This is a genomic window from Chryseobacterium amylolyticum, from assembly GCF_051011775.1.
Taxonomy (GTDB): Bacteria; Bacteroidota; Bacteroidia; order Flavobacteriales; family Weeksellaceae; genus Chryseobacterium.
Genome location: NZ_JBPCHX010000001.1, coordinates 363,187 through 379,356 on the forward strand (window position 1 = coordinate 363,187; position 16,170 = coordinate 379,356).

Annotated in this window: 9 protein-coding genes; all 9 read right to left on the reverse strand. The window is 41.2% G+C overall.

Annotated features, from left to right (window positions below; translation table 11 throughout):
- Nucleotides 1–156: 156 nt before the first annotated feature.
- Nucleotides 157–2,679 carry a glycosyl hydrolase 115 family protein gene (locus ACR1PO_RS01675; protein WP_433985594.1) on the reverse strand — a complete coding sequence of 841 codons (2,523 nt, stop codon included), beginning with the start codon at nucleotides 2,677–2,679 and terminating at the stop codon, nucleotides 157–159.
- Nucleotides 2,680–2,696: 17 nt separating this feature from the next.
- The gene (locus ACR1PO_RS01680) at nucleotides 2,697–3,917 is read right to left on the reverse strand and encodes an SGNH/GDSL hydrolase family protein (RefSeq protein WP_433985595.1); all 1,221 of its coding nucleotides are present in this window, start codon (nucleotides 3,915–3,917) and stop codon (nucleotides 2,697–2,699) included.
- Between the two features lie 162 nt (nucleotides 3,918–4,079).
- Complete coding sequence (locus ACR1PO_RS01685) at nucleotides 4,080–6,017, reverse strand: glycoside hydrolase family 97 protein (RefSeq protein ID WP_433985596.1); 1,938 nt, start codon at nucleotides 6,015–6,017, stop codon at nucleotides 4,080–4,082.
- Nucleotides 6,014–7,396 carry a glycoside hydrolase family 43 protein gene (locus tag ACR1PO_RS01690; RefSeq protein WP_433985597.1) on the reverse strand — a complete coding sequence of 461 codons (1,383 nt, stop codon included), beginning with the start codon at nucleotides 7,394–7,396 and terminating at the stop codon, nucleotides 6,014–6,016. Before ACR1PO_RS01690 ends, ACR1PO_RS01685 begins: the two co-directional genes overlap by 4 nt.
- Nucleotides 7,397–7,535: 139 nt before the next feature.
- On the reverse strand, nucleotides 7,536–8,942 hold the full coding sequence (locus tag ACR1PO_RS01695) for a glycoside hydrolase family 43 protein (protein ID WP_433985598.1): 1,407 nt from the start codon (nucleotides 8,940–8,942) through the stop codon (nucleotides 7,536–7,538).
- Nucleotides 8,943–8,949: 7 nt separating this feature from the next.
- Entirely contained in the window at nucleotides 8,950–10,968 is a 2,019-nt protein-coding gene (locus tag ACR1PO_RS01700) for an NPCBM/NEW2 domain-containing protein (RefSeq protein WP_433985599.1), read from the reverse strand.
- Nucleotides 10,969–11,085: 117 nt separating this feature from the next.
- Complete coding sequence (locus ACR1PO_RS01705; protein ID WP_433985600.1) at nucleotides 11,086–12,465, reverse strand: glycoside hydrolase family 43 protein; 1,380 nt, start codon at nucleotides 12,463–12,465, stop codon at nucleotides 11,086–11,088.
- Nucleotides 12,466–12,482: 17 nt separating this feature from the next.
- Nucleotides 12,483–13,601, reverse strand: a complete 1,119-nt coding sequence (locus tag ACR1PO_RS01710; RefSeq protein WP_433985601.1) for a glycoside hydrolase family 43 protein — start codon at nucleotides 13,599–13,601, stop codon at nucleotides 12,483–12,485.
- 3 nt (nucleotides 13,602–13,604) lie between these two features.
- Entirely contained in the window at nucleotides 13,605–16,160 is a 2,556-nt protein-coding gene (locus ACR1PO_RS01715; RefSeq protein WP_433985602.1) for a glycosyl hydrolase 115 family protein, read from the reverse strand.
- Nucleotides 16,161–16,170: the final 10 nt, after the last annotated feature.

Genomic DNA, 16,170 nt, shown 5'->3' on the forward strand with positions numbered 1-16,170 from the left:
ATAGATCAGGCAGCGATCTGTTAAATAAAGCTGTTTACAAAATCATCCGCTGTTTTTTCTCTTCATTCTCTGTCAGGGAACTGTATTTCAGATTGGAATGTGAATTAAGATTAGTGTTTCATAATTAAAGTATTGTTTGTGATGAGTATTGGTCACTCAGTGAAGCATTTCACTTTCTGGAGCGCCCAGGTAAGAAGGTTTTAATCCTCCGGTGTTGATCAGGAGTTTTTCAAGGACAATGCCGGGTTCCAGCACTCTGAAACGTAAGGTATGTTTTCCAGCCTGCTGAACCGAATGTTTTGTAACGGATTTAATAATATGTTCTGACTGCCATCTTCCCAATTCTCCTTTGTAATGGCCGTTGAAATTCACAACCTGTGCAGGCTGATCATCCAATGAAATTTCGTAACGGAGTCCCTTGTTGTGGTTAAAATTTAAAGTCGGTGCTAAAAGAAGCTCAACCTCAAATTCTCCTTTGGATTCAAAGTTTATATCATATTCAAGCCAGATATTTTCATCAGCTTTTGGATAGGCATTCTGTGGAAACGTTGTCACTCCCGACTTTGTTTTTCCGAAATCAGGAATCACTTCCCAATGGATCCGGTCAGAATTGCTCATTCTTGCAAAATTTTCTGCCTCAATGGAAACATACCCGTTTTTCTCCTGAAATATCTTTTCTTTGGGAATCTCAGCATCAGAAATATAGGTCACTTCAGGCATTATATTTTCTTTTCCGTCTGCCCAGCTTTTATATCCTATCCTCATCTGATCCATCATATGCTTCCATTTCCCGCCGGCAATCACATTATTGTATTGATTGTCCAGATAAGCGTTTCTTTCAAAACATGCCTTCACTTTATCTGCGTAGAAATTAGCTTCCGGATCTTTTTTCGCTGCCAGTTCCCTGTTTTTTGCTACCGCGTAGTACATTTCGTATAAATTACTGCACGCATCTATTGGATACAAAACCAACTGATAATAGGCATCTTGGTATTCTGCCGGAATCTGCTCTTTTAACCGTAAAGCTTCTACGGCTAATGCTCTGTAATCATTTAAAACCGTTTCAAATTCATGGTAGTTCTCAAGGCTGTACGTTTTGCTGTCAAGGGTTTCAGGAGTTACTCTTCTGTTGTATTTGGAATACAAATTAATCATCTTCGCAATTTCTTTTGCGTGTTTTTCACCAAACTGCTGAGCAGCCCATTTTTCAGTATATTCCAAAAGGTTTTTAGCATTAAACTGTTTGGGATTCCAGGCCATTTCCAGAAAAAAACTGACCGGAAACTCCATGGGTTTTAAATCTCCCACATTCACTACCCAAAGCTTATCTACCTTATGTTCATAAGAAAGATTCATCTGTTCCCAGACTCTCTGGATGGGGCTTATGTTGATCCATTTGGAATTTCTCGGACCTCCTACATAATCGAAGTGGTAATAGATTCCATAGCCTCCTTTATGCAAAGGTTTTGAAAGGTCCGGAAGCTTTCTTACATTTCCCCAGTTATCATCACAGAACAGCAGGATCACATCATCCGGAACCCGCATTCCTTTATCATAATAGTCCTGAACTTCTTTATACAGTGCCCAGACCTGAGGTGTTTTCTCTGCTTTTCTCCCCGTAACATCTGCAATGATTTTGCGCTGATCTTTTACAATTTTCTCGAGCAGGGAAATATTGGTTCCTTCTCCCATCGCTTCGTCGCCGTCACCCCGCATTCCCACTGTAACGAGCTTTTCCCAGTTTTTGCTTCTTTCGAGTCCGGATTTCCAGAATTTTTGCAGCACTTCTGCGTTTTTAGAGTAGTCCCAGACATTCGGGAGGTTATTTTTTTTGATATACCTGTGCCAGTCGGTTTGTGCCAAAGCCATAGGCTCATGGTGCGAAGTTCCCATGACAACACCCATTTCATTCGCTAACGGTCCGCTCAGAGCATCATCGTCATAGAATGCCTTTCCCCACATTGCAGGCCAGATATAGTTTCCTTTAAGACGCAGAATCAGTTCAAAAACTTTTTCATAAAATTTACTGTTTACCCCTCCAAAAGTTGCTCTCGCCCATCCTCCGAGTGAAGGTTCTTCATCGTTAAGGAAAATACCGCGATACTCTACCGCAGGCTCTCCATCGGTATAGATTCCTTTTTTGAAATATAAATTTTCTTTTACCGGAACCGGAACATCTGCCCAGTAATACCAGGGCGAAACGCCTATCTGCTGAGACATTTCATAGATCCCATAAACAGTTCCCCTTTTATCGCTTCCTGCAATCACAATAGCCTCAGAAACGCCCGGAAAAGGATTACTGACATTCTGAATGATATATTTTTCCCTTTTCCCTGCCAATGCCTTTCCATCCAGCTTTTTTTGTCTTATTAAGCCATCAATGGCCTTGCTTTTACCTGCTTCACCAATAATAATGATCATTCCGGTCACACCGGAATTTTGGGAAATAAGATGCGGCAGAACACCGGTTACTTTTTGAAAATCGGATTGAAGATTCGTAACGGCACGCAGAATTCCTTTGTCCGAATCGTTATCTGAAAACAGCATCAACCCTGAATTGTTTTCTTTCAATACCACCGAATTTTCTGTCCTGGCAAAAGAAATAAAAGGTTCGGCTGCTTTTACAAAAAATATAAACAACAATGTAAGAAACAACGAAATGTTTTTTGTAAAATTCATACTATATCTTTTTGATTTTAATTTTTAAATAAGTTCAGATCAACAAATTCTCCCATTCTTCTGTAGCCGGCTTCATTGGGATGAAGGAAATCATGATCGTGCATATCGTTTAAGATGACCTCCGGATTTTCACTCTGCATGTGTTTGGCAAAATCAATGACGGCATCAAACTTCCCGCTGTTTCTGATCCAGTTGTTTACTTTTTTCCAGGCCTCAATACGGAAAGGTTTGTCATAAAACGACTTCGCGAAAGGAAGAATCGTGGCTCCGTATACTTTAATTCCGTTAGCATGTGCCTTATCAATCATTACCTGATAAGCGGCAATCAGCTCTTCTGTTCTTTTGGAAGCATCATCAGGATCTCTTGTTCCTCCCAGATCATTCACTCCTTCCAGAATGATCAGCCATTTTACGCCCTGCTGATTGAGAATGTTATAATCAAAACGGTCTAATGCTGTAGGGCCCAGTCCGCCACGGACCACACAATTCCCCCCAATCCCGAAATTAAGGACACTTATATTCCGGGTAGAAGGATTCGCCAGTAACCGCTGAGAAAAAATATCCGGCCAGCGATTCTGTCTGTTGGTTCCCGACCCTCTTCCGTCGGTAATAGAATTTCCCATGACTGCCACAGCATATGAAGGTTCAACGGTCTTCACATCAATGTTAAAAAGCGAATACCAATGATCTGTTTTTACAGGATTTTTAAATACCGCAGCATTGGTCTGCTCACCTTTAACAATAAAAGAAGTTGTTCTTGAACCCGGATGTCCGGTAATGGATTGGGTTACTTTTGTGTAAGAAATGGTAATGGCCAGCAGCGAATTAGGCTTCAGATTAAAGTTCACCTCATCAGAATAAATATCAGATCCGGGAGCAATTTTAAAATTGTTTTTCTTCTCAAACGTTAATGATCTGATAGTGGCTGCATCCACATTGCTGCTATCGGATGGCACGGCAATAGAAACGGCTTTTACCGCCAGGCTATCCATGGAATATTTGTTGGAAAAACGTAACCGCAGTTTTTTTCCACCTACAGATACACGCACAATCTGACGCAGGGTGTTCCCCGAAAGCCCCGGTTCCGGTGGAAGATTTTTGGGTTCCACCAATTGGGGAGCTGTTGCCCAGGTGGTAAGCCAGCGGTCTTTGGATGACTGCTTTTCCAGACTTTGTGAGGAAGAGCAGGAAACCAAAAATCCCGAGATGATAAAGATGTATAAGTTTTTGAAGCGCATTTTTTCTGTTTTTTGTTTTATCAAGCCTTTAATTTCTTACTACAAATCCTCCGTCGGGGGATTTTCTCAGTACTGATAAACGGTTCTGCAGCATAGATCTGCAGGCAAAGCCCAATCTCTTCAAACCTTATAGGTTTTAAAAACCTATAAGGTTTACTTCTGTTAATTTTTCAGTACAAAACCACCCTGCGACTGAATTTCAATGCTGAAATCTCCTTTTACATTTACTTTTATTTCTTTCTCTGATGAGCTTCCTTTTGCATCATCATTGATAAGCTTTACGGTTTTCCCGGCAAACATCGGAAGTTTTATTTTCAGTTTCCGGGATTGTTTTTCAGCATTTACACCAGCCACATACCATTGATTCTGATGTCTTCTCGCCACCACAGCATATTTTCCGGGATAACCGTCGATGAAAACTGTCTCATCCCAAAGGGTCGGAACTTCTTTCATAAAGCTGAGCTGAAACTCCGGAGCATCGGTCAGGTTATTCGGCATGATACCAAACATCTGAACGGGATTCTGAAACAGCACTGCCGTAGCCAGCTGAAAGCCGTCTGTGGTATGTCTTTTATTTTTATCCCTGTTGGATTTTGTTAAATATTTGTTGAGGAAAGTCCCGCCAAACTCCATACTTCCCACCGTATTCCTGATAAAAGGATGAAGCGTGGCAAAAAAAGCTTCCTGTTTCCGTACATCTTCTGAGAAATAGAGCATTTCTGAGGCTAGAACAGCTTCACTTCCTGCATAATTCGGGTACATCACTTCCCAGCCTCTCGGCAAAGTGGCTCCGTGAAAAATAATGGTTAGTCCATAATCATTGGCATCTGATAAAATATCTTCATAAAGACGCATGGTTTCCTGTTTGTCTCCTCCGAAGAAATCCACTTTCAGTCCTTTTACCCCTGCTTCTTTCAGCCATTTCATTTCCTTTTTACGTTCAACGGATGAACTCATTTTGTTTCTCGGTCCCATCGGTGCGTCATTGGCTGCTCCGTTGGAATTATACCAAAGCAATACCCCGACATTCTTCGATTTTGCATATTGAACGAGGCTTTTCATTCGTTCTTTTCCAATATTTTTATCCCAAAGCGCATCAATAAGAATAAACTGATATTTCAGCGCAGCAGCGAGATCGATGAATTTCACCTGGTCATCATAGTTCATACTGTTATCCTGCCACAGAATCCAGCTCCAGGTAGATTTCCCGAACTGATAATCCTGTGAAGGCTCATACATCGGATCCACGACATCAAAAGGAATCGTAGTCTCTACGATGGGTTTCAAAGAATTCCCCACTGTAATTGTTCTCCACGGTGTTTTTCCGGGAAGAGAAACAGCTGCTCCGGTACTTCCGAAACCGTTATTTTCAGCAATATTCGGATAAGCTACTTTATAAAGACTTTTTTCTGCTGTAGTTTCAAGGTGTGAAGCACAATACGTACTGTTCACTCCTGTCTCGGAAAGTAATACCCAGCCCTCATTTCCGATATGGAACAGCCCAGGGAAAATGTACCCATAATCAGATGGTATTCCCAGCTCAGCATCGGCTTTATAACCACTTTCATAACTTGGCGCTGTACGGGCAAATCCCGTCATCGGCTTCATCATAGGGGAAAGAAAAGTAGTGGACTGTGACGGGAATCTGTACCCTGTGGTTTCTGACTGTACCACAACACTCAGCCGTTCTTTCACCGGTGGAATATGGTAGCGGAAAGCAATATTGTTGTTGCTGACCTGAAATTCAATGCCTATCTGATGCTGGTCTGCGTTGGTGAAATTAACGGTCAAAGTATTCGCATTATAATTGACCTCAGATTTTTTGATTTTTCCGTTCGTATATTTCTTAGAAACGATATCTTTTTTACTGCCGATAAATTTCAGATTCTTTGAAAAATCGGACTCATTGGTTACCAAACCCAGCGGGGATTTTTCAAGCATTGTTTTTCCCTGAAGGATAACATCATATAAGGCTTTTCCGTCTTCTGAAAAAACATGAATCTTCAGATGTCCGTCAGGACTTGAAATTTCTGCTACCTGCGCAAAGCTTTTGCAGATCAGAAACAGGCTGAATACGATATATAAAACTTTTTTTCTCATAACTCATTATTTTCAAGAAAGGTCCAGTAATCGAAATACATAATATCTGTTGAGGCTTTTCCATTGAATACAAAATAGAGATCATGAACACCGGTGATTTTTTCAGTAAGCTGAACTTTTACGGTTTCCCAGCGGTCATCCCCACCTGTCAGCGGAATCTTTACCGTTGCAGCAACCGGGCCGTTCACAGCATCCAGATGAACACTCATTGTTACATCACTGTTATGGGTAGTTCCTACCCTTGCGGAGAAAGCAGCAGCTCCTTTTTTCCGGAAATTCACATTCTTTACACTGGTATACGCCCCATTTTTCTTTGCTTTGATGAAAACACCAGCCTCTTTATTCTGATAGGATTTTACATTTTCCGACCAGGCAATCATTTCCGCCTGATTGAATGAATAAGGATTAACTGCAGCGATAGCTTTTGTAATTCCGTTGGTCATTTTAAACGGTGAAACAGAACCGTCTTTATTGAATGTAAGCTCTTCCAGGCTTACCGATCTTGTAAACCCGCTGCCACCCGGCAATGCACCATTGTGATAAAAGAAATAGGTTTTCCCCCGGAAATCAATAACACCGGGATGATTGGTGAATGATTTTCCTTCCGTAGGCATCACAATGCCTCCATATTTCCAGGGTCCCTGTGCTGTTTTTCCTGTAGAATAGCCTATGAATTCAGGAAGCGGGCCACCCGGCCAGAAAAGATAATACAGATTTTTCCTTTTGTACAGCCACGGGCCTTCTTCGTATTTTGTGGGTCTTTCCGGGTTAGGTTTTCCGTCCCTTTTTCCAAATGATTCTTCAGTCATCGGAACTTCTGTAATATTTCCGGAATAAGAGATCATATCTTCATTCAGTTTTACGTATTTAAGCTTGGGATTTCCCCAGTACATGTGTGCCTGTCCGTCATCATCCACAAAAACCGTGGGATCAATATCCCCCCATTCGCTCTGAACAAGAGGTTTTCCCAGCGGATCATGAAAAGGTCCAAACGGACTATCGCCAACGGCAACCCCTATAGCGCCTTTGTTATTGGTTTTGGACCACATCGGAACGTATAAAAAAAACTTTCCGTTTCTTTCTACGCATTGTGCGGCCCAGGCATCGCGTTTCGCCCAGTCGAAATCTTTATATGAGAGGATTGTCCCGTGATCTGTCCAGTTCACCATATCATTCGTGGAATATACTTTCCAGTCGTTCATGGTAAACCAGGTAGAATCGTCTTCATCGTGTGTGGTGTACACATACAGCCTGTCATTGTAGACCATTGGTGCAGGATCTGCAGTGTAATTAGTCTGAATAATAGGGTTCTGGGAAAATAATATTCCCGAATATCCTGTTAAACAGAGATAAAGTATTGCTTTTATTGTTTTTTTCATATTTAACTTTTATTTGAACACTAAGGGGCGTTAAGGTTTTCGAAATCTGGTTTCTCAGATTGTTACACAAGCCATTTTAACCATCCGTCAAAAAATCTCCGGTTTTTTGCCACCCCTCCAAAGAAGGGGAATTTTTATCTTATTTTTTCTGAAAACTCCAGTAATCGAAATTAAACAGCTTTCTTCCTGCCGTAATATTTTTTCCCTGGAACACAAAATACAGATCGTGAACACCGGAAACGGATTCTGAAATTTTTGTTGTCTGCGTTTTAAATTCTTCCCAGCCACCGGTTCTTGGAACCTCCATCTGAGCTATTTTCGGTCCTTTAACATCATCCAGATGTACTTCCAGAATACCGCCATCAATTCCTGCGGCCACGGAAGCTGAAAATCCGGAAGCTCCTTTTTCAAAATCCACCGAACGGACTTTTATATACCCTCCAGTTCTGGCATCAGAGACATACACTCCGGTTTTTTTGTTTTCGGAAGTGCTGCATTTTTCCGACCATGCCATGGTCTCTGCTTCTGTTCTCCGGTATGGATTTAAGGTTCCTGCCGGAGATACGCCTTCTTTGGTTATTGTGATCTTCGGAATAGTTCCGTCAGCATTATATCTGAATTCTTCTACAGCCGTTGAACGTCCGTAGCTTCCGCCAGCCGGCAATAATCCGGTATGGTAAAACAGGTAGGACTTTCCTTTGAAATCAATAATTCCACCGTGATTGGTAAAGCTGTTGGTCGGCTGGTCGGTCATTATTTTTCCCTGATACTTCCACGGCCCGGTTGGTGAAGGGCTGGTTGAGTAGGATAAACATTCTGTCATTCCGGTCATTCCGGCATACATCATATAATATTGATTGTTACGCTTGTAAAGCCATGGCCCTTCTACATAAACATCATCAAATTTTTCCTGCTTTTGCAGAACTTCATCACTTTTCCCGGGACGTCTCAGCCCGCCGAAGGCTTCTGCAGACTGTGGAATTTCTGTGATTTGTCCCTGATAAGAAGTCATGTCTTTATTAAGTTTCACATAAAATAATTTACTGTTTCCCCAGTACAGATAAGCCTGTCCGTCATCGTCTATAAAAACCGTAGGATCAATATTATCCCAGGTTCCGGTTGAAATCAGAGGTTTTCCCAAAGCATCTTTAAACGGCCCGGCAGGACTGTCAGACACCGCTACCCCAATAGCCATATTGTTGTCAACGGTCTGTGCACAGATATACCAGTAGAATTTTCCGTTTCTTTCAATACACTGTGCTGCCCAGGCCCTGTCCCGTGCCCAGCTGAAAGACTCTAAAGAAATAGGCGAACCATGGTCTGTATAATTGACCATATCTGCTGTGGAATACACCCGCCATCTGGTCATTGTATAAAAATCAAATCCCGGCTGATCATTCCCTGTATAAACATACATTTTTCCTTTATAGACCATGGGAGCCGGATCTGGCGTAAAGTGGGTCTGAATAACCGGATTCTGCGCAGAAATACCGATCCCTGCCAACAGAAAAGAAAGTATACTATATTTTAGGTTTCGCTGATTCATATTTTAATTATTTGAGTGAAATGAATTGATAATAAGCAACGCCATGTGCCGGAATGTCCAGTGAAAGACTTTTTTTGTCCGTATTGATTTCTGCAATATTCTTCTGCCTCCAAAGGTCACGAACCGTCTGAACACCGTAAATTCCTATTTTTTTAAAATCTTTATACGGCAGCTTTACTTTTTTCCTTCCGAAATTGGCAAAAGCTACTGCTTTGCTTCCGTCCTGCAGTTCTTTGACATACATCCTGAGTTCGCCGATGGTCTGCAAGCAAACGCCCTGCTTTCCCAAAGCATCCTGATTGACGGCGATAACCTCATCATTGGTCAGAAGGTTTAGGGTGAAATCATCCAGTTTCTCAAGGTCACAGCCAATGAGCAACGGGGCTGAAAAAATGCTCCATAAGCTCATATGGAGATACTGTTCATCCGGCTTCAAACGGCTCTGATGTGGATTTCCCCAACCGACAACGCCAACAACCAGCATATCCGGATCGTTCCGGTTTCCGGGTTTCGCAAAAGGAGCAGCTTTGTCCTGAGCAAGGGCAATATTCTTTACGCTTGACCAGGTGTCTGTAATATCATTGGTGGTACGCCAGGATTGCGCACCGACCTCATCACCCCACTTCCACACATCGCCCATTCCATATTGGCAGAGGTTGTAGACTATGTCTCTGGGCTGCTGTTTCAAAAGGCTTCCCATCAGTTGGAACGGTTTCACGCCTTTATCCGGATCCCCGCCGCCCTGAAAAGCAAGAGAAGGAACTTTATTGGGATCATTATCCGGCAGCCCGTCAATCACACCGCCATAGCTGCACCAGTCGTATTTCAGGTAATCAACGCCCCATTTAGTGTAGCTTTCAGCATCCTGTTTTTCGTAACCGTAGCTTCCTGCACATCCGCCACAGGTCCATGGACCGGGGGAAGAATAAATTCCCATTTTCAGTCCATTGTTATGCAAGTACTCTGCAAGGCCTTTCATATCCGGAAATTTGGAATTGGTCAGGATATAACCGTTTTCATCACGCATTTTTCCCTGGAATGAAGGGTCTTTCCCCTCCCTGTTAAACTGCCAGGAATCATCGATATTGATATAATTCCATCCGTGATTGATCAGTCCTGACTTTATAAGGGCATCTGCTGCACGTTTCACTTTCTCGGCAGAAACTTCATGCCCGAAGCAGTTCCAGCTATTCCAGCCCATTGTAGGGGTGAGGGCGATTCTGTCTCCACATTCTATCTTCAATTTTTTTGAAGCTGAACCTTTTGCATTTTCAGCAGTCAATACAACTTCGTAATTTCCTTTTGTTTCTATTTTCCCGGTAATAATTCCGGTTTGAGCATCGATTTTTAAACCTTCGGGAAGATTTTTTGCCGTAAAAGCCATCGGTCTGTCGCCCGTTGCTGCAACCCTGAACAAAAAAGGTGAGCCAGGACGAACTCCGTAAATGCCTGCTGAATTAATTTTTGGAATTGCCGCAGCTTTTGGCGTCAAAATATAAGGTACTGACGAAACCGGGTTAAATGTTATCAGTTTTGTACCATCCGCTGTTTCAAACTTAGCATCTGCCCAATCGGCGTGGTCATAATAAGGTCCGTTTCCGCCGTCTGTTACGACTAATTCTAATTGTTTTACACCTTGCAGCGAAACGGAAACAGGCTTTGCTTTATCGCCTAATTTCATTACTCCGCTAGACCAAAGTTTTTTGTTGTCACCGTAAATTTCAAATTCCACAGCAGGGTTCTGTCCTTTGATCTCATCATCTATTCCTACTAAGGCTGATAATTTTTTGACATTCCCGTTTAATGTAATCAGTAAAGAACTTTCAGCGTGGGTTCCGAAGCCTCTTTTGAAAACTTCGCCGGCAATGGTTATAGGTTTTCCATCCACCGAAGTATTGATGCCGGGTTTTCCGTGTCCCTGTGTTACAACACTCAAATCCAACTGATCTAACCAAACGGTCGATTGTGCATTTAAATAGCATCCGGCAATGAGAAAGCTGAGAACAAAAAGTTTAAATCTGAACATTTTTAAAATTTTAATAATTAATGTAACTCATAATAATACGTTTTGGTTAAAACCAATCACCTACTTCTGTATAAAATGGGCTAAAGCCCATTTCTATTGATATTCCTGAATTCAGCTTTAATTTTCATTACACTTCCACCAATCGAAATAGAAAAGATCTCTATCTCCTTTAAATACGAAGTACAGATCATGAATACCTGTAACTGTTTTCACCGGTGTTTTAATGGTTTTGAAAATATCACCTTCGGCTTTTCCTGTTACTTTTACAATTCCTAAAACCTCCCCGTCAACCGCATCAGCACGAATTTCTATATTTCCCCCGTACAACGCTGCTACTGAAACTTCTATCGATTGAGCTCCTTTAGAAAAATCCACACCCTGAACTTTTAGATAATCTCCATTATTGATGGATGAAACGACCATTCTATCGGTGATTTTTTTACCCGTATCATAAGGATTATTTCTTTCCCACTCGGTCATTTTCTCTGTTTTCAGACCCTCACTGAATGCGATGGTTTCTGCTTCTACTCTGGTGTACGGGTTAAGTGTCGCAATTCTTTTTACGCCTTCAGGATTCCAGAAAGGTAATTTCCGGATAGTCCCGTCAGCATTGTATTTCATTTCGCTTACACAAACCGAACGGCGTTCGTAATGTTTACTCATTGTCTGTTTCCCGATATTATAATTGAATCCGAAAACATACGTTTTCCCTTTATAATCAATAATTCCCGGATGGTTTCCGTTGGAACGTTTGTCACTGTCCATAATCATTCCCTTAAATTCCCAGGGACCGGTGGCGGATTTGCTCATCGCATAGCCCATCCCTTCCGGGCAGCAAGTAGAGGCATAAGCCAGATAATAATGGCTGTTTCTTTTCCAAACCCAAGGTCCTTCCTGATAATGAAAAGGGTCCGGTGAACCTTTCACTTTAGCGATTGAAGGATCTTTTACGATATCTCCATTGACAGAAATCATATCTTTATTCAGCTTTACATACCAAAGATTTGGATTTCCCCAGTAGAGATAGGCTTGTCCGTCATCGTCAATGAAAACGGTCGGGTCGATATCATCGCTGGAATTTTTTACCAAGGGTTTCCCAATCGGGTCTTTGAACGGACCATACGGACTGTCCGCCACAAGAACCCCTATTCCTCTTTGTCCCGGCATCGGGCAATACATATAAAACTTACCGTTTCTTTCGGTCACCTGCGGGGCCCAGGCTCCGTTTTCAGGATCGGTCCATTTGAAATCTTTTAAAGAAGCTACTATTCCATGATCAGTCCAGTTGACCATATCAACGGAAGTATAAAGCAGCCAGTTTTTCATTTTAAAACCAAACGCATCATCTTCATCATGGCTGGTGTAAAGAAAAACGGTGTCTTTATAAACCATTGGCGCCGGATCGGCTGTGAATTTGGTCTGGATGATCGGATTTTGGGAATGAACAGATATTCCTAATAACAACAGACCAAAATTCAAAATATATTTCTTTATCATTACTTATTATTTTCTCATTAATATTTAATGACTTGTTCTGTCCAGGTCGGAGGATTGATATAAAAAGTTCCGTCTTTGTAATGCACCGGCTCAATTCCCATCTGTGGACCAAGTTCCCAAGGTTCAAAAGTCTGACTGTATGGATATGGTCGTTTTTCATACATAAAATAATGACAGGAATTCCAGAGATTTCCGTCCGGGCCGATGAATAACGCGTTGTGTCCCGTTTCCTGATAAGGGTCCTGAGTATCTGTAAACTGCAGGTTTTCATAGCCTCCATCTTTTGCCATTTGCTGTCTGTAACCTTTTTTACGGGTTCCAAAAATCGGTTCTTGCGAAGCGAGTGTCCAAGGTCCCAGAGGTGATTTTGATTTCAGCAAACCCACTTCATAGCCTCTTGTCCAAGTAGAAAAAAACATAAAATACATTCCTTCTTTCTTGGTTACGAAGGGGCCTTCAATTCCGCCAACCATCCATTCCGGCCATCCTGACTGTCTTTTATCTAAGAATTTCTGAATAGGTATAGTTAATTTTCCTGTTTTTAAATCAATTTTAGCCTGAAACAGTCCATTTCCGCTGCAATACAAATAAACCTGACCATCTTCATCTTCAAACAGAGTGGCATCATTATTATATTGCTGAGTAAGCGGACCATTCAGCAGTTTGTAAGGGCCTGTTACTTTATCAGCAGAGAACAGCCAAATGCTGTGCGTCGCCATTCCTTTCGGATCTTCTTTGGTTACCTTTCCGCTGTTTACAATTAGATAATATTTTCCCTTGATAAAATGAATTTCCGGAGCCCAGAAACGACCGTCATAAGGGCAGTCTTTGGGAAGTTTTTTAGCATCTATTAAAAAGGAATGCTGTTTCCAATTCACCATATCTTTTGAGACCAGCATCCGGACTCCGGGATTTTTGCCTTCCCAAACAGGATTGGAAGTTCCCACACAATACCACAAATCATCGACCTTAATGATGAAATGGTCACGCATAGAAATGGCAGAATCTCTGGTAATCGGGTTGGTATAGCGAAATTCTTTTGTAGTAGTATTTTTTTGCTTGTCAGCCTGCGCAAAATTCAGATTTGCAGCAAAAATAAAAAACAATACTATAAGATTATTTTTAATTGTTTTCATAATTTACCTTTTATATGGACTTTCATTCATTTTTAAATACGTTTCTTCATAGCCCCCATTGTCTATAATAATTTTGTGCAATACAATCCCGGGATCCAGCGGTTCTATTGTTAAAGAATAATTACCGTTTTGATTTTGTGGAACAACAAATGTTTCAAGTTTTTCCACGATTCTTGCTGCTGCGGCAGGATACATTTTGATGTAATTATTTGCCCAAGTTAAATCCTGATTGATGCGGATGATTTTTGAATTATTTTTATCGAGATAAGCCTTTACACTGTGTCCACCTTTTTTAAACGGAAGCGTGGAATCAAAAATGAAATGAATTTTTATCTCGGTAGGCTTATTTTTAAGATTAAATTGATAAGCTATTGCTGAACCGGTAGCTTTTTCCGTGTAAGGCATCAATGCAATTCCGGAAAGCGTTCTTCCCAAATCAGGAATGATCGTCCATTTTGTATTTTTTGAAGCTTTAATCTCAAAGAAATGTTCGGCATCCATTGCAATGACACCATTCTTTTCTTCAAAAATATAACCGCCGGTTTTGGCTTCTTCTTTTGTTATTCTGTAGACAGTTGGCTTAATATTTCCTTCTTTAGGTTCGTCCCAGGATTTGTAGCCTATATGGGTCTGATCCATCATATGATTCCATTTTCCGTTGGAAATATTCAGGCTGTAATCTTTTGTATAATCGGCATCTCTGGTAAAGCATTCATCGGCATAATCTGCCCACCCATTGGCTTTTAAATCTTTTTCTGCTGCCAGTTTATGATTCATTGCAACAGCATAATACATATCGTAAAGATTTGCCATTGCACGAACAGGATGCAAAACAATCTGTTTGTAGGTATCTTTATAAGCCTCATCCAAATTGATGAATTGTCTCAAAGCCCTTGTTTCCAAAGCTAAATATGAATCTTTTACCTGCAAAAATTCACCGCTTTGAAGATTATAGGTTTTATCATTCAGCATTTCTGCTGAAACTCTTGAATTGTATTTACAGTAAAGATTAATAATTTCTGCAATTTCCTTTGCATTGGTCTTTCCAAAATTTTCTTCTGCAAATTTCACCGAATAATTTTCGAGATTATCCTGTGTAAAGGAAGTTGGATTCCACGCCATATTCAGGAAGAAATCCATTGGATATTCATTGGGTTTTAAATCCCCGACATTCAAAATCCAGATTTTATCAACGCCATAACTGTACGTTAACTGCAACTGTTCCCACATATGCGGAATCTGCGTCATATTCAACCATTGATAGGCTCTCGGAGCACCGTGCAAATCGACGTGGTAATATATTCCATAACCACCTGGATGTTTTTTACCGTTTAATTCCGGAAGGCGCCGCACATTTCCCCAATTGTCATCGCAAAGCAAAATAATGACATCGTCCGGAACTTTCATTCCCTGGTCGTAATATTCCAAAACTTCACTGTACAAAGCCCAAAGCTGCGGGGTCTTTTTCGCAGGCTTTCCTGTTACTTTTTCAATAACTTTTCGCTGGTCATTCATGATCTGTTCCAACTGTTTGAAATTGGCTGCAGCACTTCCCAAATCGCTCATCGGTTCGTCGCCGTCACCGCGCATTCCCATTGTTACGAGATTATCATAATTTTTGTTACGACGGAATCCGTCTTCCCAAAACTTCAGGAGTGCTTCTTTATTGGTGTGGTAATTCCATTCTCCGTTTCCGTATTCTTTACGGTGATTTCCCCATTCTTTCTGGGCTCTCATCATCGGTTCGTGGTGTGAAGTTCCCATTATGATTCCATATTCATCGGCTACTTTCGGATTAAGCGGATCATCTTCGTTGAAGGCTTTTCCCCACATGGCAGGCCACAGATAATTGGCTCTCAGACGAAGCAGAAGCTCAAACATATTCGCATACATTTTGTTATTGATGCCACCGAATTTCGTTCTAGCCCAGGTTCCGAAAGCAGGTTCTTCATCATTAATGAAAATTCCACGGTACTTTACTTTTGGCTCGCCCGAAGCAAAATATCCCGGAATAACATATGCTGAAGGACGTTTCTGAATGGGAACATCATTCCACCAATGCCATGGCGAAACACCAAGCTGTTTTGATATTTCATAAATTCCATAAATCGTTCCCCGTCTGTCACTTCCTGCGATGATGAGCTGTTTTTGAAATTTTGAATTTTCTATGGTCGTTATTACAAAACTTTCCCATTTTCCTTTCAAATCTTTAGTATTGATCTTTTTTGAGGAAATCAGTTGATCAATCTGTTTATTGGTTCCAACAGTTCCGATGATGATTTCAAATTCGTTGGAAGTGTCTGTTGTTCCCAAATTGGGCAGTTTCCCTGTCACTTTCTGAATGTCGGTCTGTAAGTCTTTTGCAGCACGAATGACGGCAATATTTTCTGATTGGTCATAAAATAAACCGGTAACTTTTCCTTCTTTTGAAACAATAGGAAAACCTCTATCATCTGAAATGATATTTTCCGGAATTCCTGAGGTTTGCTGGGCAAAAAATCTTGCTGCAAAAAACAGAAACAGGATTAACAATTTATTATTTTTGTGACGCTTTTTCATGAATAAGGTT

What these genes read in the sequence shown, in the direction of transcription:
- ACR1PO_RS01710 (WP_433985601.1), bottom strand. Translation starts at nt 13,601, where the DNA reads ATGAAAACAATTAAAAATAATCTTATAGTATTGTTTTTTATTTTTGCT.
- ACR1PO_RS01680 (WP_433985595.1), bottom strand. Translation starts at nt 3,917, where the DNA reads ATGCGCTTCAAAAACTTATACATCTTTATCATCTCGGGATTTTTGGTT.
- ACR1PO_RS01715 (WP_433985602.1), bottom strand. Translation starts at nt 16,160, where the DNA reads ATGAAAAAGCGTCACAAAAATAATAAATTGTTAATCCTGTTTCTGTTT.
- ACR1PO_RS01700 (WP_433985599.1), bottom strand. Translation starts at nt 10,968, where the DNA reads ATGTTCAGATTTAAACTTTTTGTTCTCAGCTTTCTCATTGCCGGATGC.
- ACR1PO_RS01685 (WP_433985596.1), bottom strand. Translation starts at nt 6,017, where the DNA reads ATGAGAAAAAAAGTTTTATATATCGTATTCAGCCTGTTTCTGATCTGC.
- ACR1PO_RS01705 (WP_433985600.1), bottom strand. Translation starts at nt 12,465, where the DNA reads ATGATAAAGAAATATATTTTGAATTTTGGTCTGTTGTTATTAGGAATA.
- ACR1PO_RS01695 (WP_433985598.1), bottom strand. Translation starts at nt 8,942, where the DNA reads ATGAATCAGCGAAACCTAAAATATAGTATACTTTCTTTTCTGTTGGCA.
- ACR1PO_RS01690 (WP_433985597.1), bottom strand. Translation starts at nt 7,396, where the DNA reads ATGAAAAAAACAATAAAAGCAATACTTTATCTCTGTTTAACAGGATAT.
- ACR1PO_RS01675 (WP_433985594.1), bottom strand. Translation starts at nt 2,679, where the DNA reads ATGAATTTTACAAAAAACATTTCGTTGTTTCTTACATTGTTGTTTATA.